The sequence below is a fragment of the Oricola sp. genome (genome assembly GCF_022763245.1).
Taxonomy (GTDB): Bacteria; Pseudomonadota; Alphaproteobacteria; order Rhizobiales; family Rhizobiaceae; genus Oricola.
Window position 1 is genome coordinate 64,132 of sequence record NZ_JALEGV010000030.1, and the last position, 25,089, is coordinate 89,220.

Consider the following 25,089-nt stretch of genomic DNA (forward strand, 5'->3'; position numbering starts at 1 on the left):
ACGGCATCAGCGTGCCGCCTCGAATTCGGACAATGCCTGGCGCGCGATGACCACGCGCTGCACGTCGGAAGCGCCCTCATAGATGCGCAGCGCCCGGATGTCGCGATAGAGCTCCTCGACCTTCTGGCCCGACTTGACGCCGTCGCCACCGTGGAGCTGCACCGCCTTGTCGATCACCTGCTGGGCCTGGTCGGTGGCGAAGAGCTTCGCCATCGCGGCCTCGCGGGTGACGCGCGGCGCACCGGAATCCTTCGTCCAGGCCGCGCGATAGACGAGGAGCGCCGCGGCATCGACGTCCAGCGCCATGTCGGCGATGTGGCCCTGGACCATCTGCAGGTCGAAGAGCGGCGCGCCCTGCACGCTGCGCGTCGTCACCCGCGCCAGCGCCTCGTCGAGCGCGCGACGCGCGAAGCCGAGCGCCGCGGCGGCCACGGTCGAGCGGAACACGTCGAGCACGGACATGGCGATCTTGAAGCCCGATCCTGGCGTGCCGATCAGCGCGGAGGCCGGGATGCGGCAGTCGGAGAACCGCAGGGTCGCCAGCGGATGCGGCGCGATCGTTTCCAGACGCTCGACAATCTCGAAGCCCGGCAGGCCGGCGGGAATAACGAAGGCCGACAGCCCCCTCGCCCCCGGCGCTTCTCCGGTGCGCGCGAACAGCGTGTAGACGTCGGCGATGCCGCCATTGGAGATCCAGGTCTTCTCGCCGTTCAGCACATAGTCGTCGCCGTCCCGGGTCGCGGTCATCGTGGAATTGGCGACGTCGGATCCCGATTGCGGCTCGGTGAGGGCGAAGGCGGAGATCGCCTGCCCGCTTCGCGTCAGCGGCAGCCACTCGTCTTTCTGTTGAGTCGTGCCGAAAAGGGAGAGCGCGCCCGTACCGAGACCCTGCATGGCGAAGGCGAAATCGGCGAGACCATCGTGGCGGGCCAGCGTCTCGCGCGTCAGGCAGAGCTTGCGAACGTCGAGGCGTTCGCCGTCCTGCGCGGCGCTGTGATTGAGCCAACCGTCCCGCCCCATCGCCGAAACGAGGTCGCGGCAGGCCGTGTCGGTGTCGCCGTGATCGATGCCCGGCAAGGCGCCTGCCGCCCAGGTGTCGAGATCCTGCGCGAACGCCTTGTGCTCGGGCGTCAGGAACGGCCAGTCGAGGAAGCTCCGGTCGGCCATCAGTCGCCCTCGAAGACCGGTTTCTGCTTGGCGACGAAGGCGTGGTAGGCGCGTTCGAAATCGCCGGTCTGCATGCAGATCGCCTGCGCCTGTGCCTCGGCCTCGATGGCCTGCTCGATCGACATCGACCATTCCTGTGCCAGCATGGTCTTGGTCATCATGTGCCCGAAATTGGGGCCGGCCGCGATGCGCTTCGCCAGGTCGGCGGCTTCGGCCTCCAGCGCGTCGGCCGGCACCACCTTGTTGTGGAAGCCCCAGGCCGCGCCCTCGTCGGCGCTCATCGAGCGGCCCGTATAGAGGAGGTCGGCGGCCCGGCCCTGCCCGATGATGCGCGGCAGGATCGCGCAGGCGCCCATGTCGCAACCGGCGAGCCCGACGCGGGTGAACAGGAAAGCGACCTTCGCCTCCGGCGTCGCGACGCGCAGGTCGGACGCCATGGCGATGATCGCGCCGGCGCCGACGCAGATGCCGTCGATGGCCGCGATGACCGGCTTGCCGCAATTGACCATCGCCTTGACGAGATCCCCCGTCATGCGGGTGAAGGCGAGCAGTTCCTTCATGCTCATCTTCGTCAGCGGCCCGATGATGTCGTGCACGTCGCCGCCCGAGGAGAAATTGCCGCCATTGGAGGCGAACACGACCGCCTTGACCTCGTCGTCATAGACAAGGTCCCGGAACCAGTCGCGCAATTCCGCGTAGCTGTCGAAAGTCAGCGGGTTCTTGCGCTCCGGTCGGTCCAGCGCGATCGTCGCGATCCCGTCCTCAATCCTGCACAGAAAATGCTTCACGTCGCTGCGCATCAGTCGTCCTTTTCCTCTGTCTCGCCGGCGGAGCGGGCCACCTCGGCCAGCAGCGCCGAAAGCCGCACGGCGCTGTCCGGTTCGACCTCGCCCAGCAGCTCGTTGACCCATCGTTCATGCGCGGCGGCCTGCCGCTCGAATTCGGCGCGGCCCTTCGATGTCAGCACGGCACGGAACGCCCGCTTGTCGCCATGCACCTTCTCGCGCAGCGCGAAGCCGTCCTCGACCAGCCGGTCGACGATGCCCGTGACATTGCCGTTGGACACCTTCAGCACGCCGCTCAATTCGCTCATCTTCAGCCCGGGACCGACGCGGTAGAGCGCCGACATCACGTCGAAGCGCGGCAGCGTCGTCGCGAATTCCACGCGCAGCCGCTCGCGCAGCTCCGCCTCGACATGGCGCGACGCCTTCAAGAGCCGCAGCCAGAGGCGCAGCCGGGCCTTGCTGGCCGGTTCCAGGACCGCCTGTTTGCGGGTCTGCGTCATGTTTCCCCTCCGCTGATGGACACCGCCTGGCCGTTGACCGACCGGCTGCCCTCCGAACAAAGCCAGAGCGCGGCCTCGGCGACCTCGTCGGTCTGGATGAAGCGGTCCTGCGGATTGCCGGCGCGCAGCGATTTCGCCGCGTCTTCCGCCGACATGCCCGTCTTCTCCACGATATTGGCGATCGAGCGCTCCAGAAGCGGCGTCTCGATGAAGCCGGGACACAGGGCGTTGACCGTGATGCCCGTGCGGGCCAGTTCGACGGCGAGCGCCCGGGTCAGGCCGACCACCGCATGCTTGGCGGCGCAATAGCCGGAGACGTAGGGATAACCCTTCAGGCCGGCCGTGGAGGCGACCGCGATCAGCCGGCCCCAGCCGCGTTCCTTCATGCCGGAGGCGCTTGCCTGCCACAGGTTGAAGACGCCCATCAGGTTGACCGCCAACGCGTCCTCAACATCGCCCGGCGCCATGCGCAGGAAGGGCTGGCTGGCGGCCGCGCCGGCATTGGCGATCGCGACCTCGACGGGACCGTTGGCCTCGACGGCACGGGCGAGCGCGTCATCGACGGCCGCGCGATCGGTGACGTCGCAGGCGAGCGGCAGCGCGCCGGTCCCGACGGCCACGGCCTGCAACGGCTGGGCGCGGCGTCCGAGAATGGTGACCTTGCCGCCGGCCGCAGCGAAACGCGCAGCCATCTCGGCGCCGACACCGCTGCCGCCACCCGAGATCACGACATGCCGTCCGGCCACGCTCATGCCCGGATCATCTCCGCTTCGCGGTCCGCCAGGCGCCAGGCCTGGTCGCGCCCTGCCCGGTACGGCAGCGGCCATTCCTCGTGACGGTCGCCGATCTTCGCCGCTTCGTGCAGCGTCCAGTAGGGATCGGCGAGATGCGGACGCGCGACGCAGACGAGATCGGCGCGCCCGGCCATCAGGATCGAGTTGGCGTGGTCGGCCTCATAGATGTTGCCGACCGCCATGGTCGAGATGCCGGCCTCGTTGCGGATGCGGTCCGAGAACGGGGTCTGGAACATGCGGCCATAGACCGGGCGGGCCTCGACCGAGGTCTGGCCTGCCGACACGTCGATGATGTCGGCGCCGGCGTCCTCGAACATGCGGGCGATCTCGACCGCCTCGTCCGGGGTCACGCCCGCCTCGCCGACCCAGTCATTGGCCGAGATGCGCACCGACATCGGCTTTTCCGCCGGCCAGGCCGCACGCATCGCCCGGAAGACTTCCAGCGGATAGCGCATGCGGTTTTCCAGCGAGCCGCCATATTCGTCCTGGCGCGTGTTCGACATCGGCGAGATGAAGGACGAGATCAGGTAGCCATGGGCGGCGTGCAGCTCGATCATGTCGAAGCCGGCGCGCTCGGCCATCTTGGTGGAGGCGACGAACTCGTCGCGCACCGCCTCCATCTCGGCGCGCGTCATCTCACGCGGCATCGCGTTCTTGTCCGACCAGGCGATCGGCGACGCGGAAACCAGGTCCCAGTTGCCGTCCTTCAGCGGCGCGTCCATCTCGTCCCAGCCGAGCTGGGTCGAGCCCTTGCGGCCGGAATGGCCGATCTGGCAGCAGATGCGGGCGCTGGTTTCGGCATGGACGAAATCGACGAGCCGTTTCCAGGCCGTCTCGTGCTCGGGCGCATAGAGGCCCGGGCAGCCCGGCGTGATGCGGCCTTCCGGCGAGACGCAGGTCATCTCGGTATAGACCAGCCCGGCGCCGCCCTTGGCGCGCTCGCCGTAATGGATCAGGTGCCAGTCGGTCGGGCAGCCATCGACGGCCTTGTACTGCGCCATCGGCGACACGACGATGCGGTTCTTCAATTCCATGTCGCGCAGCTTGTAGGGCGCGAACATCGGCGCGCGCACCGGCGCGTTTTCCGACACGCCCGCCCGCTGCTGGAACCAGGCCTCGGCCGATTTCAGCCATTCGGAATCGCGCAGGCGCAAATTCTCGTGGCTGATGCGCTGCGAACGGGTCAGCAGCGAATAGTTCAACTGGACCGGGTCCATGTCGAGATAGCGTTCGACCTGCTCGAACCATTCCAGCGAGTTGCGCGCCGCCGACTGCAGGCGCAGCACCTCGAGCCGGCGCTCCTCCTGGTAGCGCTCGAAGGCGCGTTCCATGCTCGTCTCGCTGTCGAGCAGGCTGGCCAGCGCGATGGCGCTGTCGAAGGCGAGGCGCGAGCCCGACCCGATGGAGAAGTGCCCCGTCGCGGCGGCGTCGCCCATCAGCACCACGTTCTTGTGATACCACTTGTCGCAGATCACCCGCGGGAAGTTCATCCACACGGCCGAACCGCGCAGATGCGCCGCGTTGGAGATCAGTTCGTGACCGCCGAGATGGGCCGCGAAGATCTCGCGGCACTTCTCCACGATCTCTTCCTTGCTCATGTTCTCGAAGCCGAAATTGTCCCAGGTCTCCTGCTGGCACTCGACGATGAAGGTCGCGGTGTCCTGGTCGAACTGGTAGGCGTGCGCCCAAATCCAGCCGTGCTCGGTCTTCTCGAAAATGAAGGTGAAGGCGTCGTCGAATTTCTGGTGGGTGCCCAGCCAGATGAACTTGCATTCGCGGATGTCGATGTCCGGGCGGAAATGCTCTTCCCAGGCGGTCCGCACGGCGCTGTTGATGCCGTCGCAGGCGACGACGAGGTCGTAGTCGTCGGTGTAGTCCTCGACCGGGCCGACCTCCGCCTCGAAGCGCAGGTCGACGCCGAGCTCGCGCGCCCTCTCCTGCAAGAGCAGAAGCATCTGCTTGCGGCCGATGCCGGCGAAGCCGTGGCCTCCGGAGACGGTGCGTTTGCCCTTGTGGACGACGGCGATGTCGTCCCAATAGGCGAATTTCTCGCGGATGGCGCGGGCGGAGACGGGATCGTTCTCCTGCATGTTTTCCAGCGCGTCGTCCGACAGGACCACACCCCAGCCGAACGTGTCGTCGGCCTTGTTGCGCTCGAACACCACGACCTCGTGGTCCGGGTTCCTGAGCTTGATAGAAATCGCGAAATAGAGGCCGGCCGGGCCTCCTCCAAGACATGCGATGCGCATGGTGCGTGTGCTCCTGTCCGCCTGTGCAAGACCGTTGTGTGGGTGAAGCATCCTGCAGTTCGGAAGATATTTCAAGCCTAAAATTTTAAGCTTGAAGTTTTTTGCCCGACCCCATAATGGACGTTCCCATCCACACGCACGCGAAGAGGAGGACCCATGTCCGTCGCCTTGGAAGCCAGCAAGCAAGCTGAAGTCGCCCGTTCGAAGATGCCGTCGATGAACTGGGAGGACCCGTTCCTGATCGACAGCCAGCTCACCGACGAAGAACGCATGGTCCGCGACAGCGCCGCCGCCTATTGCCAGGACAAGCTGGCGTCACGCGTGGTCGAGGCCAATCGCGACGAGGTGTTCCACCGCGAGATCATGTCGGAGATGGGCGAGCTCGGCCTGCTCGGCCCCACCATTCCCGAGGAATATGGCGGTGTCGGCGCCAACTACGTCTCCTACGGTCTCGTCGCGCGCGAAGTCGAGCGTATCGACAGCGGCTACCGTTCGGCCATGTCGGTCCAGTCCAGCCTCGTGATGCATCCGATCTTCGCCTTCGGCACGGACGGGCAGAAACGGAAATACCTGCCGAAACTCGCCAGCGGCGAATGGGTCGGCTGCTTCGGCCTGACCGAGCCGGACCACGGCTCCGATCCGGGCGGCATGGTTACGCGGGCCCGAAAGACCGACGGCGGCTACCTCCTCTCCGGCGCCAAGAACTGGATCACCAATTCCCCGATCGCCGACGTCTTCGTCGTGTGGGCGAAGTCGGCCGAGCACGACAACAAGATCAAGGGCTTCATCCTGGAAAAGGGCATGAAGGGGCTCGCCGCGCCGAAGATCGAGGGCAAGTTCAGCCTGCGCGCCTCCACCACCGGCATGATCCAGATGGACGAGGTCTTCGTGCCGGAGGAGAACCTGCTGCCGCATGTGGCCGGCCTCGCCGGACCGTTCGGCTGCCTCAACCGCGCGCGCTACGGCATCTCCTGGGGCGCGATGGGCGCGGCCGAAGCCTGCTGGCACGCCGCGCGCCAATACACGATGGACCGCAAGCAGTTCGGCAAGCCGCTGGCCGCCAACCAGCTGATCCAGAAGAAGCTCGCCGACATGCAGACCGACATTTCGCTCGGCCTCCTCGGCTGCCTGCGGCTCGGCCGGATGTTCGACGACCATTCCGCGCCGGCCGAACTGATCAGCCTGATGAAGCGAAACAATTGCGGCAAGGCGCTGGACATCGCGCGCACGGCGCGCGACATGCATGGCGGCAACGGCATCAGCGACGAATATGGCGTTATCCGCCACGTCATGAACCTGGAGGCCGTCAACACATACGAGGGCACGCATGACATCCATGCGCTGATCCTCGGCCGGGCACAAACAGGGATACAGGCCTTCACATGACCGTCAGGACAGAACGCCACGGCGACATCGCCCGCGTCATCGTCGACAACCCTCCCGTCAACGCGCTTTCCACCGAAGTGCGCCAGGGGCTGATGGACGCGCTGGCGGAAACCGACGCCGACGCGTCGGTGCGCGCCGTCGTTCTGGAATGCGCGGGCCGCACCTTCATCGCAGGCGCCGACGTGCGCGAGTTCGGACAGCCGGCGCGCGAGCCGCACCTGCCTGACGTCATCATGGCGATCGAACATGCGACCAAACCTTGGGTGGCCGCCATTCATGGCTCCGCGCTCGGCGGCGGGCTGGAGATCGCCATGGCCTGCGGCTACCGCATCGCGGCGAGCGACGCGAAGCTCGGCCTGCCGGAAGTCAATCTGGGCGTCATTCCGGGCGCCGGCGCGACCGTGCGCCTGCCCCGCCTGATCCCCGCCGACAAGGCGCTCGACATGATCGCCGGCGGCAAGCCGATCTCGGCGGACGCGGCTGAGAAGATCGGCCTGATCGACCGGCAGGTCGCCGACGACCTCAGCGCAGCCGCCATGGACATGGCGAAATCCGTGGCGTCGCAGCCACTTCCCCAGCCGCTGATCGAGCGCGAGCCGATCATGCCGAAGGACGCGACCGTCTTCGAGGACCAGAAGTTCAAGATCGTCACGAAAGCCAGGGGCCAGTTGGCCCAGACCGAGGCGGTGCAGGCGATCGACAACGCCCTCACCCTCGGCCCGGCACAGGCGCTCGCGGCAGAGCGTGACACATTCCTGCGCCTGCGTGCCGGCGAACAGTCGACGGCGCTGCGCCACATCTTCTTTGCTGAACGCTCCGTGTCCAAGATCCCAGCGGCGGAAGGCGCGAAACCCCGCAGCCTGAAGACGGTCGGCGTCATCGGCGGCGGCACGATGGGCGCTGGCATCGCCGCGGCCTGCCTGCTCGCGGGTCTGGGTGTCTGCCTGATCGAGCGCGACGATGCCGCATGCGCGGCCGCGTCCGACCGCATCCGGGGCACGCTGGAAGGAAGCGCCAAGCGCGGCCTTCTGAGCGCGGACGGTCTGGCGGCTGCGCTGCGGCGCCTGTCCGTCGGATCCGACTATGGCGCGCTCGCCGAGGCCGACCTCGTCATCGAGGCCGTGTTCGAGGACATGGACGTCAAGAAGACGGTCTTTGCCGAACTCGACCGCGTGACCCGTCCGGACGCCGTTCTGGCCTCCAACACGTCCTATCTCGACGTCAACGAGATCGCCCGCGCGACGGCCGATCCGTCGCGCGTCGTCGGGCTGCATTTCTTCTCGCCGGCCCATGTCATGAAGCTGCTCGAACTGGTGGTGACCGACACGGCCGCACCGGACGTGCTGGCCACGGGCCTCGCGCTCGGCAAGGCGCTGCGCAAGATCACGGTGCCGGCCGGCGTCTGCGACGGCTTCATCGGCAACCGCATCATGTCGGCCTACCGGCGCGAATGCGACTACATGATCGAGGACGGCGCCCTGCCCGCGCAGGTCGACAGCGCGATGACCGCGTTCGGCTTCCCGATGGGCGTCTTCGCCATGCAGGACCTCGCGGGCCTCGACATCGCCTGGGCCATGCGCAAGCGCCAGGCAGCCACCCGGCCGGCCGATCAGCGCTATGTCGAAATCGCAGACCGGCTGTGCGAGCAGGGTCGCCTGGGCCGAAAGACCGGCAAGGGCTGGTATGACTACAGCGCCGACAAGTCGGGCGAGACGGATCCGGAGGTCACCGCCCTGATCGAGTCGGAATCGGCACGCCGCGGGATCACCCGCGCCGACTTCACCGACGAGCAGATCATCGACCGCATTCTCGGCGTCATGCAGCGCGAGGGCGCCATGATCCTCGAGGAAGGCATCGCCCAGTCCGCCGACGCGATCGACGTCGTCATGGTCAATGGCTACGGCTTTCCTCGCTGGAAAGGCGGACCGATGTTCATGGCCGCCCAGAAGCAGCAGGCCTGACGGATTTCAGGGCCGGCACGCGCCGGCCCTTGCCTTACGACCAAAGCCTCAGGATTATTGCGTCAGAACCAGGCCTGGTCCGGGTCCGGCAGCGGGATCGCGTCCAGCAATTCGCGCGAATAGGCCGCGCCCGGCTTGGCGAAGAGGTCCGCCGTCGGTGCATGCTCGACGATCTCGCCGTGATACAGCACGAGGATGCGGGTGCAGAGCCTTCGGATGACCGACAGGTCGTGGCTGATGAAGGCGAGCGTGAGGCCAAGTTCGTCGACAAGTTTCTCCAGCAGAGACAGCACCTGCGCCTGCGACGACACGTCGAGGCCGGACACGATCTCGTCGGCGAGGATGAAATCGGGACGCAGCGCGATGGCGCGGGCGATGCCGACCCGCTGGCGCTGGCCGCCCGACAATTCGTGCGGGTAGCGCGAGGCGAAGCTGCGCGGCAGGCCGACATGGTCGAGCGCTTCGAGCGCCCGCTCCTTCGGGTTCTCCACACCGTGCAGTTTCAGCGGCGCGGCGACCAGTCCGCCGACGCGGTGGCGCGGATTGAGCGACGACATCGGATCCTGGAAGATCATCTGGAAGCGGCGGCGCAGCGGTCGCAATTCGGCTTCCGGCAGATGGGTGATGTCCTTGCCGTCGAAGCGGACGATGCCGCCGGTCGGCTCCAGCAGGCGCACCAGCGCCCGGCCAAGCGTCGATTTGCCCGAACCCGATCCGCCGACGATGCCGAGGATTTCGCCGCGCGGGATGGTGAAGCTCAGGTCCTTGAGGATTTCCGTGCGCGGCGCCGGACTGAGCAGCGGCTTGCGCGTCATGTCGGGGAAGGACAGCTTGAGGTTGGTGACGTGATAGAGGTCAGTCATGTTTCCAGCTCTTGTCCGCCGCTTCGACCTCGGCCTTCACCGCGGCGATCACCGCTTCGGGCACCGGCATGAGGCTGGCCTCCGGGTCGGTGTATTTCGGGGTCGCGGCGAGCAGCGCGCGCGAATAGGCATGGGCGGGCTCGTCGAAGAAGCTGCGCACATCCGTCGATTCCACCACCTTGCCGGCATAGAGCACGGAGAGCGACTGGCAGATCTTCGACACCACGCCAAGATCGTGGGTGACGAACAGAAGCGCCGTGTCATGACGCTGCTGCATCTCCTTGATAAGCTTGAGAATCTGCTTTTGAACCGTCACGTCGAGGGCCGTGGTGGGCTCGTCGGCGACGATCAGCTTCGGTTCGGCGGCGAAGGCCGAGGCGATCAGGATGCGCTGGCGCATGCCGCCCGACAATTCATGCGGATAGCTGCGCATCACGCGTTCAGGGTCCGGGATGTGCACCTCGTCGAGAAGCTCGATGGCGCGGTCTCGCGCGCGCTTCGCCTCCCAGCCAAGGATGTTGGTCAGCCGGTCGGTGATCTGCGGCGCGATGCGGCGCGACGGGTTGAGCGCGGTCAGCGGATCCTGCGGGATCAGGGCGCAGGACTGTCCGAGCCGGTAGCGGTGCTCGCGCGGCGACAGGGCGAGAAGGTCGACGCCGTCGAGTTCGATCGAGCCGCCGACGATCTCGGTGGCGCGCGGCAGGATGCCGAGCACCGCCTTGCCGATCATCGACTTGCCCGCGCCCGACTCGCCCACCAGCCCGTGCACCTCGCCCGATTTCACCGTCAGCGAGACGTCGCGCAGCAGCCGCATGGGCGTGCCCGCCAGGCGGACGTCGAGGTTGGATATCTTCAGATAGCTCATCGCAGCACCGGGTCGAAGCGGTCCTTCAGGCCCTCGCCCAGCTGCGAGAAGGACAGGACGGTCAGGAACAATGTGACCAGCGGGAAGACCATCACCCACCAGGCCTGGTGAATCGAGGCCCGCCCCTCCGAGATCATCCCGCCCCAGGTCGGGTCGTCGGTGGAGATCGACAGGTTGACGAAGGACAGGATCGCCTCGACGATCACCGCGATGCCCATCTCCAGCGTCAGCAGCACGACGATGGTCGGCAGCACGTTCGGCAGGATCTCGATCACCATCGTCGACAGCCGACGCCTCCCCGCCACCCGCGCCGACGCCGAATAATCCATCGCGCCCTGGGCCATCGCTTCCGCGCGAATCACGCGGGCGAAGCGCGTCCAGTCTATGACGACGATGGCGATGATGATGGATAACAGGCCCGGGCCGAGCACGGCGATCAGGAGGATGGAGAACAGGATCGGCGGGAAGGCCATCCAGATGTCGATGAGGCGCGAGATGACGACGTCCACCCAGCCGCGCAGATAGCCCGCGAGGAGGCCGAGCGTCGAGCCGATCAGGCCGGTCAGGCCGCCGGCGACGAGCGCGACGATCAGCGCGATGCGCGCGCCGTAGAGAATGCGCGCCAGGACGTCGCGGCCGAGGCTGTCGGTGCCGAGATAGAAGCCGGGCTCGGCGCCCTGCTCCCAGAACGGCGGCATCCGGCCGAGGAAGAGGTCCTGCTCGAGCGGATTGTGCGGGCTCAAGAGCGGCGCGAAGAGCGCGGCGAGCACCAGCAGCAGCAGCCAGCCGCCCGAGAGCCACAGGCGCAGGCCGACCTTGCGGCGGACTTGGGAGCGACCGTCAAGCATGGCGAAGCCTCGGATTGAGCAGCGCGTAGGTGAGGTCAACGACGAGGTTCACGGCGGTGAAGATGACGGCGAAGAGGATGACGATGCCCTGGATCAGCGGCAGGTCACGATTGATCACCGCGTCGATGGCCATGTTGCCGAGGCCCTCATAGCTGAACAGGCGCTCGATGATGACCGTGCCGCCGATCAGAAAGGTGAACTGGACGCCGACAAGCGTCAGCGTCGGCAGGATCGCGTTGGGCAGCGCCTCGCGGATGATCACGCGGTTCTCGCCGTAGCCCTTGGTGCGCGCCAGCGTGACGTAGTCCAGATGCATGGTCTCTTTCAGGGATTGCTTGAGAAGCTGGCCGATGATCGCCGCAAGCGGGATCGCGAGCGCCAGCGCGGGCATGAACATGTGGCTGACGATGTCGGCCCACAGGTCGAAGCGCAGCCGGAGCACGCTTTCGAACAGGTAGAAATTGGTGGCGAAGGGCAGGTCCAGAGACGGCGTGATGCGGCCGGAAATGTGGAAGACAGGCCAAGCTACACCGAAGAGCAGGATCAGAACCAGCGCCCAGAGGAAGTCCGGCACCGAAAGCGCCATGCCGTTGCCGACATCGATGCCGGCCTCGATCTTGGTGCCGCGCTCGCGGGTGCCGATCAGCGCCGCCGCGCCGCCGAGGATGACGGCGATCACCAGCGCCATGATGGACAGTTCCAGCGTCGCCGGAAGCCGGCCCAGCACCAGCTCCAGGACGGGGCGCCGCGCGGTGATCGACATGCCGAAATCGCCATGCAGAACGCCGCCGGCCCAGATCAGGAACTGCTGCGGTATCGACTTGTCGAGGCCGTAGAGCGCGGTCAGACGGGCGATGTCCTCGTCGGTGGCGCCGGGCGGCAGCATCATGGAGATCGGGTCGCCGGGGACGATGCGGATGACGAAGAAGACAATCACGGCCACGCCGATGAGCGTGATGGCCGTGCTCGCCAATCTGAACAGGAATGACCGAAGAAGCTGCATGCGTTCCCAGACGCGCCGGAGGATGTTCGACTATCGCCGACAAGGTTGCGGGACGGGCTGACCCGTCCCGCGCATTGTCAGCGTCAGGCTGAAGCGGATCAGGCCCGCTTCATGAGATGCGGCAGAAGCGCACCGGAGGCATGCGGGGTGACCGCAACGCCCTTGGCCGAAAGGATCGGCTGGACATACTGCAGAAGCGGAATGACCAGTGCGTTCTCGGCGATGTAGGCGTCGACGGCCTTCCAGCCCTCGATGCGCTTGGCCTCGTCGGCCTCGCCCCACAGGGGCCCGATCTTCTCGATGAGGTCCGCGCCGTCCCAGACGGAGTGGGGGCTCGGGCCGAACATGGCGAAGCCGGTCGAGGTGGTCGGATCGCCGACCGAGTTGCCCCAGTTGTAGAAGGCCGCCGGTGCAAGCTGGTCGGCTGCGCGCAGCTCGTAATGCTTGGCGATCTCGTAGACCTCGATCTCCGCCTCGATGCCGACCTTGCGCCAGAGGCCGACGATGGCCTGGACCATCTCGTAGTCCTTCGGCTTGAAGCCCTTGGTCGTCTGGATCTTGAACTTCACCGGATTGTCCGGGCCGTAGCCGGACGCGGCCAGGTATTCCTTCGCCTTCTCCGGATCGTAGGCGACCTTGATCGACGGATCATAGGCCTCGTATTCCGGCGTCTGCAGCGTGTCGATCGCGACGCCGTAGCCGGACAGTAGGCGGTCGATGATGGTCTGCTTGTCGATCGCATGCACGCAGGCCTTGCGCACATTCGGGTCGAGCATGACGTCGATGTCGTTCAGGAAGATCATGCCGATGTCGGAGATCGGGGCAGCGACGCCGTTCAGCGTGCCTTTCAGGCGATCATATTCCTCATAGGGCATTTCCAGCGTGACATGGGCGTTGCCGGATTCCACTTCGGCGACGCGTGCTGCGGCGTCGGTGACGAACTTGATCGTGACCGTCTCGAAGTCCGGCTTGCCACCCCAGTAGTTCTCGTTGGCTTTCAGGCGCACGAAGGCGTTGCGCTCGAATTTCTCGACCATGTAGGGGCCGGTGCCGATCGGCGCCGCTTCGAAGCCGTCCGCGCCGACCTTCTCGTAATAGGCCTTCGGCAGGACATAGCCGGTGAGGAAGTACATCCACTTGAAGATGGTCGGGTCGAACGACTTGACGTCGGCGGTGACGGTGTTGCCGTCGGCGGCGAAGTTTTCCAGCGTCGCCCAGACGAAGTTGATCGGGTTGCCGGTCGCCGGATCGGCCGCGCGCGCGAGGCTCCAGGCCACGTCTTCGGCGGTGAACGGGCTGCCGTCATGCCAGGTCACGCCTTCACGCACCTTCATGATGACCTGCGTGTTGTCATCGTTCCAGCCCCATTCGGTGAGCAGGCCCGGCGCAGGCGAGAGATCCGGCTCCTGCAGGATGAACTGGTCGAAGACCGACTGGTAGATGCCCTGGATCGTCGGGTTGACCGCCGACGGGCCGGTGGTCGGATCCCAGCTCGGCAGGTTGACGTTGTAGGCGATGACGAGTTCGTCGATGTCCTGGGCCAAGGCCGGCAGGCCGAAGGTCCCCGCCGCTGCCGTGGCAGCGGACAATTTCATCAGTTCGCGGCGAGAGAGTTTCATGTTCTTCCCCTGTCTTAGGTTTGAGTCCGTCATTTACCGGCAAGAGTCCTGGCCAAGAGAAAGCCGGATCCAGCCCCTGTGCCCGCACCGGGCCAAACCGCCGCCCCGGTGAGGTAAAGGTTCTTCGTCGGCGTCGATCCGTCAGCATGACCACGAACCGGCCGGAACAGGAAGTTCTGCGATATGTGATGGCTGCCGCAGACCTGGTCGCCGCCGACGAGATTGGGATTGTCCGCCTCCAGATCGGCGGGCGAAACGATGCGGCGCGCCAGGATCTTGTCGCGCGTGCCCGGCGCATAGCCTTCGAGGATGTCGAGCGCACGTTCGGCGAAAGGTTCGGCCGCGCTGGCCCAGTCGGTCGCCGTGATCTCGCCCTTGGCGTCGCCCTTGATCTCGCCAGGCGCCATGCGGACCTGCAGCCACAGGACATGCTTGCCCTCGGGCGCACGCGAAGGATCGAAGACGGTGGGCTGGCCGACGACCAGAATGGGCTCGTCCGGCAGCAGACCGGCGAGCGCCTGCTGATAGGTGCGGGCCATCTGGTCGAGTGACGGCGCCAGGTGCACGTAGGCGAAACCCTTGAGCTCGTCCGACGCCTTCCAGTCCGGCAGGTCGGAGAGCGCGAGATGGATCATCATCGTGCCGGGCGCGTGGACGAACTTGCCGAGTGCGTCGTCGAAGGCAGGCTCCATGCCGCCGGTCAGGCGCAGCAGCGCCGAGGGCGCGACGCCCGCGACCACGGCCTTTCGCGCCTTGATGATGCGACCGTCTGCCAGTTCGACGCCGGTCGCCTGCCCGCCGTCCTTGATGACGCGCGCCACGGCGGCGTTGCATTCCACGACGCCGCCCTTGGCACGAATGGTCTCGACCATGGCGTTGACCACCGTGTCGGCCCCGCCCTTGCCTATGACCATGCCCAGCGCCTGACCCGCCATGCCCTCAAGATAGGGAAAGATTGCGCCGCCCGCGATATCGGGTGCAAAGTCGAGATGCATGCCCCAGGCGGCGAGCATCGCGCGCACCTCGGGGCTCTCGAACGTCTCGCCAAGATAGCGCCGCGGCGAGGAGAGCAGGAAGCGGAGCATCCGCAACAGCCCGCCGGCTCCCCGCTCGGTAAATACTTTGAACATAAAATATGCAAATGAATGAATTTTCATCGACCCGCCGAGCAGGCGGCCGAGATGCGGGATCTCCCGACCGAACTCCGCGAGCAGCTCGTTCCAGCGCTCTGCGTCCTTCTCGGACAGGGCCGCGATGCGCGCCGTCGTGGCCTCAACATCCGTCGAAACGCCACACCAGCGACCATCCGGAAAAGCAGATGCGAACGGCTTGTCGATCGGCGCGAATTCGAGGCCGTGACCCGTCAATTCATCCGCATAAGCCTTGAAAAACGCGCTTCCTGCGAAGAGAGAGAGGTTCATCGCCGCCCAGTCGTGACGATAGCCGGACAGAGTGTATTCACCGGTCTTGACGGCGCCGCCGGGCGCCTCAGCGTGCTCGAAGACTCCGACACGCCAGCCGCGCGCAGCCATATGCACGGCTGCCGCCAGTGTGTTGTGCCCCGCACCGATCAGCACGGCATCGAATTCGTCGCTCACTCGCGCTCTCCTCTTGGCGGCAGGATATTTGCATTTGCATGCATTCATGTCTAGTGTATATCTCGATCGAAGACACAGGGCTGCAACAAGGGAGATTGCAATGAGCTCAGCGAACGTGCTGTCAGAGCTTGCCGGACTGCTGGCTACAGGCGGAATCGAGGTGGTGGACTGCTCGGGCACGCTTGGCCCGAACACCCCGCTCCTGAAGCTGCCGCCGGAACTGGCCGTGGACACGCCGAAGATCGAGATCCACAAGATCAGCGAATACGACAAGGACGGCCCGTTCTGGGCATGGAACTGGCTCAAGCTCGGCGAGCATTCCGGCACCCATTTCGACGCGCCGCATCACTGGATCACCGGCAAGGACTTCTCCGACGGCTTCACCGACACGCTCGACGTGCAGCGGCTGATCGCGCCGGTCAACGTGCTCGACTTCTCCAAGGAGAGCGCCGAGAACCCCGACTTCCTGCTGACGATCGAGCATGTGAAAGCATGGGAAGCCGAACATGGCGAGATCGGCGCCGGCGAGTGGGTCGTGCTGCGCTCGGACTGGGACAAGTTCGCCGATGACGAGGACAAGTTCCTCAATGCCGACGAAAACGGCCCGCACACGCCCGGACCGACGGCGGAAGTCATCAGCTACCTGATCGACAAGGGCATTGTCGGCTGGGGCAGCCAGTGCATCGGCACCGATGCGGGTCTCGCCGGCGGCATGGAACCGCCCTTCCCCGCGCACAACCTGCTGCACAAGAACAACCGCTTCGGCCTTGCGTCGCTCGCCAGCCTCGACAAGCTGCCGGCGAAAGGCGCCATCCTGGTCGTCGCGCCGCTGAAGATCGAAAACGGCACGGGATCGCCGATCCGCGCGCTGGCTCTGGTGCCGAAGGCCTAAGCCTTGGACGCCGATCACGTCATCATCGGTTCGGGCATCAACGGGCTGGTCGCGGCCAGCCTGTTGGCGCTCGAAGGTCGCAAGGTGCTCGTGCTGGAGCGCGAGGAGACGCTTGGCGGCTGCTTGCGCAGCGATGCGATCACCCTGCCCGGCTTCACGCATGACGTGATGGCGGCCACTTTCGTGCTGTTCATGACCGGGCCGGCAGGCGCCGAACTCGGTCCGCATCTCGAACGGCACGGCTTTGAGTATTGCCACACCCCCCATCCGACCGCGGTTCTGCGGCCGGATGGCAGTTCCCTGGTCCTGACGATGGACCAGGCCAAGAACGTCGCCACCTTCAACGCGCTCGCCACCGGTGACGGCGACCAGCACGCCAGGGATGTCGGCGAGATCGCGGCCGACGCGCCCTTCCTGTTCGCGCTGCTCGGCGGCAATCTCTGGTCCTGGCAGACGGCGAAGCTGTTGTTCGGCCAAGTGCGCAAGCGCGGCGCGCGCGGCCTCGCCGCCTGGATGGGATCGGCGCTCGCCCCGGCCCGCGGCTGGCTGGAAGCCAATTATCAAAGCCCTCTCGTGCAGGCACTGTGGGCGCCCTGGGGGCTGCATGCCGGCCTGACGCCGGAAACCGCCTATTCGGCCCAGATGGGCAAGGTCATCGCCTTCGCCCTGGAAGCGGCCGGCGCGCCGATCGCCAAGGGCGGAACCGCCTCGATCGTGAAGGCCTTCAAGGCGCTGATCGAGGAGAATGGCGGCAGCCTGCGCACCGGCGCCGATGTCGAGCGCATTCTGGTGAAGAACGGCCGGGTCACCGGCGTGCGCCTTGCCGGCGGCGAGGACATCGCCTGTCAGTCCGTGCTGGCGTCGGTGACGCCCGGACAACTCTACGACCGGCTGCTCGACACCGTCGATCTTCCCGAGGACCGCACGGCGGTACGCCAGTTCCGGCACGGGCGCGGCGATTTCCAACTGCATTACGCCCTGGACAAGCACCCCGATTGGCTCACGGACGGGCTCGACGACGTCGCCCTGATCCATCTCTCGGACGGGATCGACGCGGTGTCGAAGTCGGCGAACGAGGCCGAGCGCGGCATGCTGCCCGAGACGCCGACCATCTGCGTCGGCCAGCCGCACCGGCTCGATCCGTCGCGTTGCCCGGAGGGCAAGGCCATTCTCTGGCTGCAGATCCCCGACGCGCCGCGCGTGATCAAGGGCGACGCCGCCGGCGAGATTGCAAGCCTCGAATGGGACGAAGCCACGCGCGAAGCCTTCGCCGACCGGCTGGAGGCGATCCTGTCGCGCCACATCAAGGACTTCGACGCCATCAAGCTGGCGCGTCGGGCCTATTCGCCGCGCGACCTGGAGGCGATGAACATGAACCTGGTCGGCGGGGACCCCTATGGCGGGCATTGCGGCATCGACCAGTTCTTCCTGTGGCGACCCTTCGCCCATTCCACCAACGGCACCGGGCCGGTGCGCGGCCTCATCCATATCGGCGCCTCGACCCATCCGGGCCCCGGCCTCGGCGGCGGGTCGGGCTTCAACGCTGCCAAGAGGCTGGGCGCATGAATGACGAGGCGCCGCACATGCCGTTCATGAAGCTCGGCGAACTGGGACTGAACCATTTCGTTCCCTATCTGATGAACCGCATCATGGGACGCTACAATGCGTCGCTACGCGAGGAACTGTCGGATCTCGGCCTGTCGACGCCGAAGGCGCGCGCGCTGGCGGTGTTGTCGGTCAATGACGGCCTTTCGATCCGCGACCTCGCCGTCTACGCGATCACAGAACAGTCGACGCTCAGCCGGGCGCTCGACCAGCTTCAAAATGACGGACTCGTCCGGCGCGAGGCCGACCCGTCCGACCACCGGGCGGTGCGCGTCTTCATCACGGAATCCGGCCGTGCGGCCTTCGAGATGCTCTGGCCGCACATGGCCTCGGCCTATTCGCGGATGTTCCGCGGCATCACCGAAGACGAGCGCCTCGCCTTCATCGCGACCCTGCACAAGATGCTCGCCAATGTGCGCGTGCACGAGTTCTGAGGCGGCGAGATGCGGCGTTTGGGAGAGGCCGGCCCAGTCCATGAACGAACACCTGACGACAAAATGAATACGGAGTGCGGCAATGGCCGAGCGGTCATTTAAGGCTGAAGTCGAGCATCTGAAGCTCGGAGAAGGCGAGACCTTCACCGGCGAAGGCATCCTGGCGCTGACCAAGGCGCTGCTGGAAGCCGGCGTCGGCTATGTCGGCGGCTATCAGGGCGCGCCGATCTCGCATCTCATGGACGTGCTGGCCGATGCCGAGGAACTGCTGGCCGAGCTCGGCGTGCGCTTCGAGGCCAACGCCAACGAGGCGGCGGCAGGCGCCATGCTGGCGGCCTCGGTGCATTACCCGATCCGAGGCGCGGTCACCTTCAAGGGCTCGGTCGGCGTCAATGTCGCCTCCGACGCGCTCGCCAACCTGGCGTCGTCCGGCGTGACCGGCGGGGCGATGATCATCGTCGGCGAGGACTACGGCGAAGGCTCCTCGATCATGCAGGAGCGCACCCACGCCTTTGCGATGAAGTCGCAGTTCTGGCTGCTGGATCCGCGCCCGAACCTGCCGTCGATCGTCAAGATGGTGTCCGACGGCTTCGACCTGTCGGAAGCCTCCAACACCCCGGTCATGCTGATGGTCAGGATCCGTTCCTGCCATGTGACCGGAACCTTCGAGTGCAAGGACAACCAGCGCCCGGGGCTGACGGTGCGTGACGCGCTCTCCAATCCGCGGTCGGATTTCTCGCGCGTCGTGCTGCCGCCGATGTCCTATGCCCATGAGCAGGACAAGATCAACAACCGCTGGCCGGCCGCCGAGAAGTTCGTCCGCGAGCGCGGGTTGAACGAATTCTTCGGGCCGAAACAAGCCTCGCTCGGCATCGTCGTCCAGGGCGGCATGTATAACGGCGTTATTCGCGCGCTGCAGCGGCTCGGCCTCGCCGACATCCATGGCGAAACGCAGATTCCGCTTTACGTGCTCAACGTCACCTATCCTTTGATCTCGGACGAATTCCTGGAATTCTGCGCCGGCAAGGATCATGTCCTCGTCGTCGAGGAAGGCCAGCCGGAATTCATCGAAACGCAGCTCGGTTCGTTCCTCTATCGCGCCGGGTCGCAGGTTGCCTTGCACGGCAAGGACCTGTTCCCGATGGCCGGCGAATATACCGGCGCGGTCATGCTCGACGCGCTGGAGGGCTTCATCCGCCAGGCCGAGCCCGGCCTCCTGCCCGCCGCGGTGCGCGCGCCGAACGCGGAAAAGCCGGAGATCCCGGACCTCTCCAAAACCGTGCCGATCCGTCCGCCCGGCTTCTGCACGGGCTGCCCCGAACGGCCGATCTTCGCGGCGATGAAGCTGGTCGAAGCGGAACTCGGCAAGCACCAGATCGCCGCCGACATCGGCTGCCACCTCTTTGCCGCGCTGCCGCCCTTCGAGATCGGCGGCGCGACGATGGGCTACGGCCTCGGTCCTGCGGCCAACGGCGCGTTCGACGGCGGTGGCGAGAAGCGGCCGGTGGCGATCATCGGCGACGGCGGGTTCTGGCACAACGGGTTGTCGTCCTCCTTCACCAACATGTCGTTCAACAAGTCGGACGGCGTGGCGATCGTGGTGGACAACTACTATTCGGCGGCAACCGGCGGCCAGGACGTGATGTCGTCGCGCGCCTCAAACCCGACGAAATCCACGAAGAACCCGATTTCCAAGGCGCTGAAGGGCGTCGGCATCGACTGGGTGCGCGAGGTCGACCGCACCTATGACGTGGCCCGGATGCGCGACACGATCCGCGAAGCGCTGACCACGCCCGAGAAGGGTCCGAAGGTCATCGTCGCCTCTTCGGAATGCATGCTCAACCGGCAGCGCCGCGAGAAGCCGCTGCGCAACAAGGCGATCAAGGAAGGCCGACGGGTCGAGGCTCCGCGCTTCGGCGTTGATTCCGAGGTCTGCACGGGCGACCATGCCTGCATGCGCCTGTCCGGATGTCCGTCGCTGTCGCTGAAGAAGCTGGACGATCCGCTTCGCGACGATCCGGTCGCGCATATCGACCAGAGCTGTGTCGGCTGCGGCAATTGCGGCGAGGTCGCCGACGCGGCGATCCTGTGCCCGAGCTTCTATCGCGCCGATGTGGTGCACAATCCCGGCGGGTTCGAGAAATGGTGGGCAGGTCTGCGCTCACGCGTGATCGACTGGCTGATCCAGCGCCGCGCAACCCGGCGTCTCGAATTCAGAGTGGCGTCATGACTGTTCACGAATCCCTGGCCCCGCGCGAGGCCGACCCGCGCCTCGGCGGCATCATCAAGCTGGCGATCCTGGCCGTCGGCGGACAGGGCGGCGGCGTCCTGACCAACTGGATCGAAGGCGTCGCACGCGCCAACGGCTATGCCGCCCAGGCGACCAGCGTCGCCGGCGTGGCGCAGCGCACGGGCGCAACCGTCTACTATGTGGAGATGGCGCCGCTCGGCGAGCACACGCCGATCTTCTCGCTGATGCCGGCGGCCGGCGACGTCGACATCATGATGACCGCCGAGATGATGGAAGCGGGCCGCGCGATCATGCGCGGCTTCGTCACGCCCGACCGCACCGTTCTGATCTCGTCGAGCCACCGCGCCCTCGCGGTCTCTGAAAAGACAGTGCCGGGCGACGGCATCGCCTCCAGCGAGGAAGTGAAGGCCGCGGCCGAAGTGGCGGCGCGACGCTTCATCTGTGCGGATTTCGATTCGCTCGCCGTGAGGAACGGCTCCGTGATCTCCGCGACGCTGTTTGGCGCGCTGGCGGCGTCGGGTGCCCTGCCCTTCAGTCGCGAAGCCTTCGAAGAGGCGATTCGCGCCGGAGGCAAAGGCGTCGAGGCCAGCTTGCGGGCGTTCGCGGCCGGTTTCGAGGTGGCATCGCAGGGCGAAGAGAACCCCCTCGCCGAGGAGGCCGCCGCGCCCGCGGACGTCACCGGCCCCGACCACCTGATGCGGGACTGGCAGGCGCTGATCGAGCGGACGCGCGCCTTGCCGGGCGACGCCGCGGACATGGCCGAAGCCGGTTTGAAGAAAGTCGTCTCGTTTCAGGATCTCGCCTATGGCCGGGAGTATCTGGAGAGGCTGGAGGGCATCGCCGCGAAGGATCATCGCGACGGGACACTGGCCCGCGAAGCCGCAAAGTATCTCGCCAACGCCATGGCCTATGACGACATCATCCGCGTTGCCGACGCCAAGACCCGCACCGGACGGCGCGAACGGATCGCCACCGAGATGCGCGCCGGCGAGGCGCAGGTCATGCAGGTGACCGAGTTCCTGCATCCTCGCGCCGAGGAAATCGTCTCGATGCTGCCGGCGAAGATGGGCGCGCGCTGGGCGGCCAATCCGAAGCGCATGGCGCTGGTCGACAAGCTGTTCAATCGCGGCCGGCGGATGCGCACCGACCGCCTGTCCTCCTTCATGGCGCTCTATTTTCTCGGCGGCCTGAAGGGCTGGCGGCGGCGCACGCTGCGCCATGCCGACGAGATGGCGCATGTCGACGCCTGGCTCGGCCGAGTCACAGAAGTGGTCGATCGCGACTACGATCTCGCCGTGGAAGTCCTGCGCTGCCAGCGCCTGGTGAAGGGCTACTCCGACACCCACGCGCGCGGACAGTCGAAATTCGCCCGCGTGATGGAAGGCGTCGGTCTGGTTGCCGGTCGCGACGACGCCGCCGACTGGATCCGCCGCCTGCGCGAGGCAGCCCTTCTGGACGAGGGCGGCAAGGCACTCGACGGCGCGTTGAAGACGGTGCGCAGTTTCGTCTGACGCCACCGTCGCGACCTCAATAGGAAACCGCCCGGCATCGTCGATGCCGGGCGGCTCTTCTATGCTCATGTGCCTTTCGCCGCTCAGAGCGGCGTCAGCCGGTGGAACCGGGACTGCTCGTAGATCAGGGCCGCGCCCTCGCCGGTCTCGATCGCGGTGATCGCGCCGATGAAGACGACATGGGAGCCGGCTTCCATCTGTTCGGTGACGTAGCAGGAGAGGCTTACCACGCTGTCATGCAGGATCGGCAGTCCGCGCCCGTCCTCGCCCCAGTTGCCCGCGGCGAACTTGTCCTCGCCGGTCACCCCGCCCTGGCCCGCGAAACGCATCGCCACCTCGCCACCATCGCCGGCCAGGAGATTGACATTGAACCGCCCCGTCTCGGCGACCGCCGCGCAGGTGCCCGTCTTGCGGTTCAGGCAGACGAGGATACTGGGCGGCTCCGCCGTCACCGAGCAGACCGCCGTCGCGGTAATGCCGCGCCGTTCGCCCCCGGTCCGTGCGGTGACGATCGTCACCGCGCCGGGAAAGCGGGCCATGGCGGAGCGGAAATCGGCGGGGTCGATCTGCATGGTCATCTCACGCGGCCTTCAGTTCCTGAAGATAGTCTGCGGCCGCCTGCGGGTCCGCGAACCAGGGGAAGAAGTCGCGCGGATCGTTGAAGCCGTTGGCCATGCGATGAGCGAGCCGCGGCTCGGCACAAGCCGTTCCCATAATCTCCAGGATGAAGGGCGGCGGTGGCAGCAACAGCATGTTGGTCCACTGCACGACCCACTGGGCATAGTCCCAGAAGGCGTCGAACGTGCCCTGCATCCATGCGGCGTCGAAGGGCTGGTCGCCGTGATCCAGAATGCGCTTCAGGTAGACGGCGGCGGCCTTCGACGCATTGTTGGAGCCCTGCCCGGTGATCGGATCGTTGAGGCAGACCGCATCGCCGATGCCGAGGACATGCCGGCCAGACGGCAGGGTCGCGACCGGTCGGCGGATCGTCGGCGGGAAACGGCCTGCCAAAATGCCGTTGTCGTCGGTCAGTTCGATGTTGCGGCAACGCTCCGCCTCCCAAGGGAGGAAAGTGTCGAGGATCTCCTTGCTTTTCGCCAGATGCGCCTCGGGCGTCTTGACGTCGCCCCAGCAATCCATCGGGCCGCCGGGCACGCCTTCAAAGACCATGATCTCGCAGGGACCGGTGGTCGTGAGCGCCGGGAAGACAAAATATTCGCCCACGCCCGGGATCAGGTTGAAGCAGACGGCGGAGTGTTCGGCGCGGGGCACCATGCCGGTGACGTAAGTCAACGCCAGCGCGCGCATCGGCTTGTCATAGGCCGATTTCTCCGCGTCGCGCTCGAACAGGCGGCCGACCTCGCCCTTGCCGGAGGCGACCAAAACGAGATCGTCCTGACGCGCATATGTTTCCAGATCGGCAATGCCGGCCTCGGCGATCACCAGTTGGCCGCCGAGCGCCTCGAACTCGTCCAGCCATTTCGGCATCTTGACCCGCTGGTCGACCGAATAGGCCGGCTTGTCGAGCCGTCCGGCCCAGTCAATGACCTTGTTGCCCGAGCCCTCCGGGTCGGGAACGCAGAACTGGATGCCTTCGACCGGCGGGCATGTGTCCGACCAATAGTCGATGCCCAGATCGCGTTCGTTCTGGACAGAATCGTGAAACATGCACTGGCTGGAAAGCACCTTGCCCGCGGCGATTTCCTCGCCCGTGCGGTTCTGCACCACGCGGACCTGATAGCCGTTCTTCAGAAGGCCGAGACCCAGTTGCAGGCCGGACTGGCCGCCCCCGATGATGGTGATCTTGCGCATTGTCCTGTTCTCCCTTGCGTTCGAAGCTCGTTGTCAGTCCATCAGAAGCGGAATGGCCGGCTCGGCACGTTCCGGCCCCATCGCCGTGTAGCCGCCGTCGACGCGGATATCGGTTCCCGTGATGAAGCCCGCCTCGTCGGAGCACAGGAACAGCACCGCCGACGCCACCTCTTCGGGATGGCCCGTGCGCTTGAGCAGGTGGAAGGGGGCCGCCACGCTGTCGGTCTTCTCGCGATTGCCGCCGGTCAGTTCGTCCATGATGTTCGACCAGGTCCAGCCCGGGGAGACCGCATTGACGCGGATGCCGTCGCCGGCGAGGTCCATCGCCTGGTTGCGGGTGAGTTGCAGGATCGCGGCCTTGGAGACCGGATAGAGCCAGCGGCCGGTCTGGGCGACGCGCGCCGAGATGGAGCCGAAATTGACGATCGCGCCGCCGTTGCTGGCCAGTTCCTCGCGGGCGGCCTGCATCAGCATGACCGAACCGACGATGTTGACGTCGAGGCTTTCGAGCCACTCCGCCCGGGTCGAAGCCGCGCCGTTGTCGAGATAGGAACAGGCGACGTTGACCAGGAAATCGATCCGGCCGAATTCGGCCTTCGTCGCTTCCACGAGTGCCGCGATCTGGGCGTCGTCGCGCAGATCCGTTTCCTTGAACGCGACCCCGTCGCCGACAAGCGTCGCGCCGGCCTCGGCGTTGATGTCGGCCACCATGACTTTCGTTCCGGCCGCCTGAAACGCCTTGACGATCGCCGCGCCGATCTTCGTCGCGCCGCCCGGCACGATCGCCACCTTTCCTTCCAGTCCTCGCATGTTTCCTCTCCAGATCCTTTAAGCCTAAAGCAAAGGTGAGCGAGAAACGCGCGACCGGTCTATCCGCGCAGGACGCTGGCTATCCGAAAAACGAAAAAATCGTCCGTGGCGACGAGCCAAAAGGCTGCTAAGCTCC

Annotated in this window: 21 protein-coding genes; 7 read left to right on the forward strand and 14 right to left on the reverse strand. The window is 66.2% G+C overall.

Going from position 1 to position 25,089, the window contains the following annotated elements:
* Nucleotides 1–6: 6 nt before the first annotated feature.
* The 5 genes from MRY80_RS13525 to MRY80_RS13545 are packed head-to-tail and all read right to left on the reverse strand — an operon-like array spanning nucleotide 7 to nucleotide 5,495.
* Entirely contained in the window at nucleotides 7–1,167 is a 1,161-nt protein-coding gene (locus MRY80_RS13525; RefSeq protein WP_293291551.1) for an acyl-CoA dehydrogenase family protein, read from the reverse strand.
* Nucleotides 1,167–1,967, reverse strand: a complete 801-nt coding sequence (locus MRY80_RS13530) for an enoyl-CoA hydratase family protein (protein WP_293291552.1) — start codon at nucleotides 1,965–1,967, stop codon at nucleotides 1,167–1,169. The genes MRY80_RS13525 and MRY80_RS13530 overlap by 1 nt, the downstream gene beginning before the upstream one ends.
* Complete coding sequence (locus MRY80_RS13535) at nucleotides 1,967–2,452, reverse strand: MarR family transcriptional regulator (protein WP_293291553.1); 486 nt, start codon at nucleotides 2,450–2,452, stop codon at nucleotides 1,967–1,969. Before MRY80_RS13535 ends, MRY80_RS13530 begins: the two co-directional genes overlap by 1 nt.
* Nucleotides 2,449–3,204: an SDR family NAD(P)-dependent oxidoreductase gene (locus MRY80_RS13540; RefSeq protein ID WP_293291554.1), complete on the reverse strand. Its 756-nt coding sequence runs from the start codon at nucleotides 3,202–3,204 to the stop codon at nucleotides 2,449–2,451. The genes MRY80_RS13535 and MRY80_RS13540 overlap by 4 nt, the downstream gene beginning before the upstream one ends.
* Complete coding sequence (locus MRY80_RS13545) at nucleotides 3,201–5,495, reverse strand: bifunctional salicylyl-CoA 5-hydroxylase/oxidoreductase (RefSeq protein WP_293291555.1); 2,295 nt, start codon at nucleotides 5,493–5,495, stop codon at nucleotides 3,201–3,203. Before MRY80_RS13545 ends, MRY80_RS13540 begins: the two co-directional genes overlap by 4 nt.
* Nucleotides 5,496–5,702: 207 nt before the next feature.
* Here MRY80_RS13545 and MRY80_RS13550 point away from each other — a divergent pair, with 207 nt between their 5' ends.
* Together MRY80_RS13550 and MRY80_RS13555 are read left to right on the forward strand one after the other, a co-directional pair.
* Nucleotides 5,703–6,881 carry an acyl-CoA dehydrogenase gene (locus tag MRY80_RS13550; protein ID WP_293291591.1) on the forward strand — a complete coding sequence of 393 codons (1,179 nt, stop codon included), beginning with the start codon at nucleotides 5,703–5,705 and terminating at the stop codon, nucleotides 6,879–6,881.
* Nucleotides 6,878–8,842 carry a 3-hydroxyacyl-CoA dehydrogenase NAD-binding domain-containing protein gene (locus MRY80_RS13555; protein ID WP_293291556.1) on the forward strand — a complete coding sequence of 655 codons (1,965 nt, stop codon included), beginning with the start codon at nucleotides 6,878–6,880 and terminating at the stop codon, nucleotides 8,840–8,842. Before MRY80_RS13550 ends, MRY80_RS13555 begins: the two co-directional genes overlap by 4 nt.
* A 62-nt stretch (nucleotides 8,843–8,904) precedes the next feature.
* Here the strand turns inward: MRY80_RS13555 and MRY80_RS13560 are convergent, their stop codons facing one another.
* The 6 genes from MRY80_RS13560 to MRY80_RS13585 all read right to left on the reverse strand — a co-directional run bounded on the left by MRY80_RS13560 (nucleotide 8,905) and on the right by MRY80_RS13585 (nucleotide 15,686).
* On the reverse strand, nucleotides 8,905–9,705 hold the full coding sequence (locus tag MRY80_RS13560; RefSeq protein ID WP_293291557.1) for a dipeptide/oligopeptide/nickel ABC transporter ATP-binding protein: 801 nt from the start codon (nucleotides 9,703–9,705) through the stop codon (nucleotides 8,905–8,907).
* Complete coding sequence (locus MRY80_RS13565) at nucleotides 9,698–10,570, reverse strand: ABC transporter ATP-binding protein (RefSeq protein WP_293291558.1); 873 nt, start codon at nucleotides 10,568–10,570, stop codon at nucleotides 9,698–9,700. The genes MRY80_RS13560 and MRY80_RS13565 overlap by 8 nt, the downstream gene beginning before the upstream one ends.
* Nucleotides 10,567–11,418 carry an ABC transporter permease gene (locus MRY80_RS13570; protein ID WP_293291559.1) on the reverse strand — a complete coding sequence of 284 codons (852 nt, stop codon included), beginning with the start codon at nucleotides 11,416–11,418 and terminating at the stop codon, nucleotides 10,567–10,569. Before MRY80_RS13570 ends, MRY80_RS13565 begins: the two co-directional genes overlap by 4 nt.
* Nucleotides 11,411–12,421 (reverse strand): ABC transporter permease, encoded by a 1,011-nt coding sequence (locus MRY80_RS13575; RefSeq protein ID WP_293291560.1) that lies wholly within the window; start codon nucleotides 12,419–12,421, stop codon nucleotides 11,411–11,413. The genes MRY80_RS13570 and MRY80_RS13575 overlap by 8 nt, the downstream gene beginning before the upstream one ends.
* A gap of 98 nt (nucleotides 12,422–12,519) precedes the next feature.
* Nucleotides 12,520–14,040, reverse strand: coding sequence for an ABC transporter substrate-binding protein (locus MRY80_RS13580; RefSeq protein ID WP_293291561.1), 1,521 nt, complete (start codon nucleotides 14,038–14,040; stop codon nucleotides 12,520–12,522).
* Between the two features lie 29 nt (nucleotides 14,041–14,069).
* Entirely contained in the window at nucleotides 14,070–15,686 is a 1,617-nt protein-coding gene (locus MRY80_RS13585; RefSeq protein ID WP_293291592.1) for an NAD(P)/FAD-dependent oxidoreductase, read from the reverse strand.
* A 52-nt stretch (nucleotides 15,687–15,738) separates the two neighbouring features.
* Between MRY80_RS13585 and MRY80_RS13590 the strand changes: the two genes are divergently transcribed.
* The 5 genes from MRY80_RS13590 to MRY80_RS13610 all read left to right on the forward strand — a co-directional run bounded on the left by MRY80_RS13590 (nucleotide 15,739) and on the right by MRY80_RS13610 (nucleotide 22,331).
* Nucleotides 15,739–16,530 (forward strand): cyclase family protein, encoded by a 792-nt coding sequence (locus tag MRY80_RS13590; protein ID WP_293291562.1) that lies wholly within the window; start codon nucleotides 15,739–15,741, stop codon nucleotides 16,528–16,530.
* Nucleotides 16,531–16,533: 3 nt separating this feature from the next.
* The gene (locus MRY80_RS13595) at nucleotides 16,534–18,096 is read left to right on the forward strand and encodes an NAD(P)/FAD-dependent oxidoreductase (RefSeq protein ID WP_293291563.1); all 1,563 of its coding nucleotides are present in this window, start codon (nucleotides 16,534–16,536) and stop codon (nucleotides 18,094–18,096) included.
* The gene (locus tag MRY80_RS13600) at nucleotides 18,093–18,569 is read left to right on the forward strand and encodes a MarR family transcriptional regulator (RefSeq protein ID WP_293291564.1); all 477 of its coding nucleotides are present in this window, start codon (nucleotides 18,093–18,095) and stop codon (nucleotides 18,567–18,569) included. Before MRY80_RS13595 ends, MRY80_RS13600 begins: the two co-directional genes overlap by 4 nt.
* Nucleotides 18,570–18,651: 82 nt before the next feature.
* On the forward strand, nucleotides 18,652–20,799 hold the full coding sequence (locus tag MRY80_RS13605; RefSeq protein ID WP_293291565.1) for an indolepyruvate ferredoxin oxidoreductase subunit alpha: 2,148 nt from the start codon (nucleotides 18,652–18,654) through the stop codon (nucleotides 20,797–20,799).
* The gene (locus tag MRY80_RS13610) at nucleotides 20,796–22,331 is read left to right on the forward strand and encodes an indolepyruvate oxidoreductase subunit beta family protein (RefSeq protein WP_293291566.1); all 1,536 of its coding nucleotides are present in this window, start codon (nucleotides 20,796–20,798) and stop codon (nucleotides 22,329–22,331) included. The genes MRY80_RS13605 and MRY80_RS13610 overlap by 4 nt, the downstream gene beginning before the upstream one ends.
* Nucleotides 22,332–22,414: 83 nt before the next feature.
* Here the strand turns inward: MRY80_RS13610 and MRY80_RS13615 are convergent, their stop codons facing one another.
* From MRY80_RS13615 to MRY80_RS13625, 3 genes are read right to left on the reverse strand one after another with little or no spacing between them, the layout of a single operon-like run.
* Nucleotides 22,415–22,903: a flavin reductase family protein gene (locus MRY80_RS13615; RefSeq protein WP_293291567.1), complete on the reverse strand. Its 489-nt coding sequence runs from the start codon at nucleotides 22,901–22,903 to the stop codon at nucleotides 22,415–22,417.
* A gap of 7 nt (nucleotides 22,904–22,910) precedes the next feature.
* On the reverse strand, nucleotides 22,911–24,143 hold the full coding sequence (locus MRY80_RS13620; RefSeq protein WP_293291568.1) for a styrene monooxygenase/indole monooxygenase family protein: 1,233 nt from the start codon (nucleotides 24,141–24,143) through the stop codon (nucleotides 22,911–22,913).
* 33 nt (nucleotides 24,144–24,176) lie between these two features.
* Complete coding sequence (locus MRY80_RS13625; protein WP_293291569.1) at nucleotides 24,177–24,953, reverse strand: SDR family oxidoreductase; 777 nt, start codon at nucleotides 24,951–24,953, stop codon at nucleotides 24,177–24,179.
* Nucleotides 24,954–25,089 lie beyond the last annotated feature (136 nt).

Coding starts and splice junctions, on each gene's coding strand:
- MRY80_RS13525 (WP_293291551.1), bottom strand. CDS start 1,167: ATGGCCGACCGGAGCTTCCTCGACTGGCCGTTCCTGACGCCCGAGCAC.
- MRY80_RS13530 (WP_293291552.1), bottom strand. CDS start 1,967: ATGCGCAGCGACGTGAAGCATTTTCTGTGCAGGATTGAGGACGGGATC.
- MRY80_RS13535 (WP_293291553.1), bottom strand. CDS start 2,452: ATGACGCAGACCCGCAAACAGGCGGTCCTGGAACCGGCCAGCAAGGCC.
- MRY80_RS13540 (WP_293291554.1), bottom strand. CDS start 3,204: ATGAGCGTGGCCGGACGGCATGTCGTGATCTCGGGTGGCGGCAGCGGT.
- MRY80_RS13545 (WP_293291555.1), bottom strand. CDS start 5,495: ATGCGCATCGCATGTCTTGGAGGAGGCCCGGCCGGCCTCTATTTCGCG.
- MRY80_RS13550 (WP_293291591.1), top strand. CDS start 5,703: ATGCCGTCGATGAACTGGGAGGACCCGTTCCTGATCGACAGCCAGCTC.
- MRY80_RS13555 (WP_293291556.1), top strand. CDS start 6,878: ATGACCGTCAGGACAGAACGCCACGGCGACATCGCCCGCGTCATCGTC.
- MRY80_RS13560 (WP_293291557.1), bottom strand. CDS start 9,705: ATGACTGACCTCTATCACGTCACCAACCTCAAGCTGTCCTTCCCCGAC.
- MRY80_RS13565 (WP_293291558.1), bottom strand. CDS start 10,570: ATGAGCTATCTGAAGATATCCAACCTCGACGTCCGCCTGGCGGGCACG.
- MRY80_RS13570 (WP_293291559.1), bottom strand. CDS start 11,418: ATGCTTGACGGTCGCTCCCAAGTCCGCCGCAAGGTCGGCCTGCGCCTG.
- MRY80_RS13575 (WP_293291560.1), bottom strand. CDS start 12,421: ATGCAGCTTCTTCGGTCATTCCTGTTCAGATTGGCGAGCACGGCCATC.
- MRY80_RS13580 (WP_293291561.1), bottom strand. CDS start 14,040: ATGAAACTCTCTCGCCGCGAACTGATGAAATTGTCCGCTGCCACGGCA.
- MRY80_RS13585 (WP_293291592.1), bottom strand. CDS start 15,686: ATGAATGCATGCAAATGCAAATATCCTGCCGCCAAGAGGAGAGCGCGA.
- MRY80_RS13590 (WP_293291562.1), top strand. CDS start 15,739: ATGAGCTCAGCGAACGTGCTGTCAGAGCTTGCCGGACTGCTGGCTACA.
- MRY80_RS13600 (WP_293291564.1), top strand. CDS start 18,093: ATGAATGACGAGGCGCCGCACATGCCGTTCATGAAGCTCGGCGAACTG.
- MRY80_RS13605 (WP_293291565.1), top strand. CDS start 18,652: ATGGCCGAGCGGTCATTTAAGGCTGAAGTCGAGCATCTGAAGCTCGGA.
- MRY80_RS13610 (WP_293291566.1), top strand. CDS start 20,796: ATGACTGTTCACGAATCCCTGGCCCCGCGCGAGGCCGACCCGCGCCTC.
- MRY80_RS13615 (WP_293291567.1), bottom strand. CDS start 22,903: ATGCAGATCGACCCCGCCGATTTCCGCTCCGCCATGGCCCGCTTTCCC.
- MRY80_RS13620 (WP_293291568.1), bottom strand. CDS start 24,143: ATGCGCAAGATCACCATCATCGGGGGCGGCCAGTCCGGCCTGCAACTG.
- MRY80_RS13625 (WP_293291569.1), bottom strand. CDS start 24,953: ATGCGAGGACTGGAAGGAAAGGTGGCGATCGTGCCGGGCGGCGCGACG.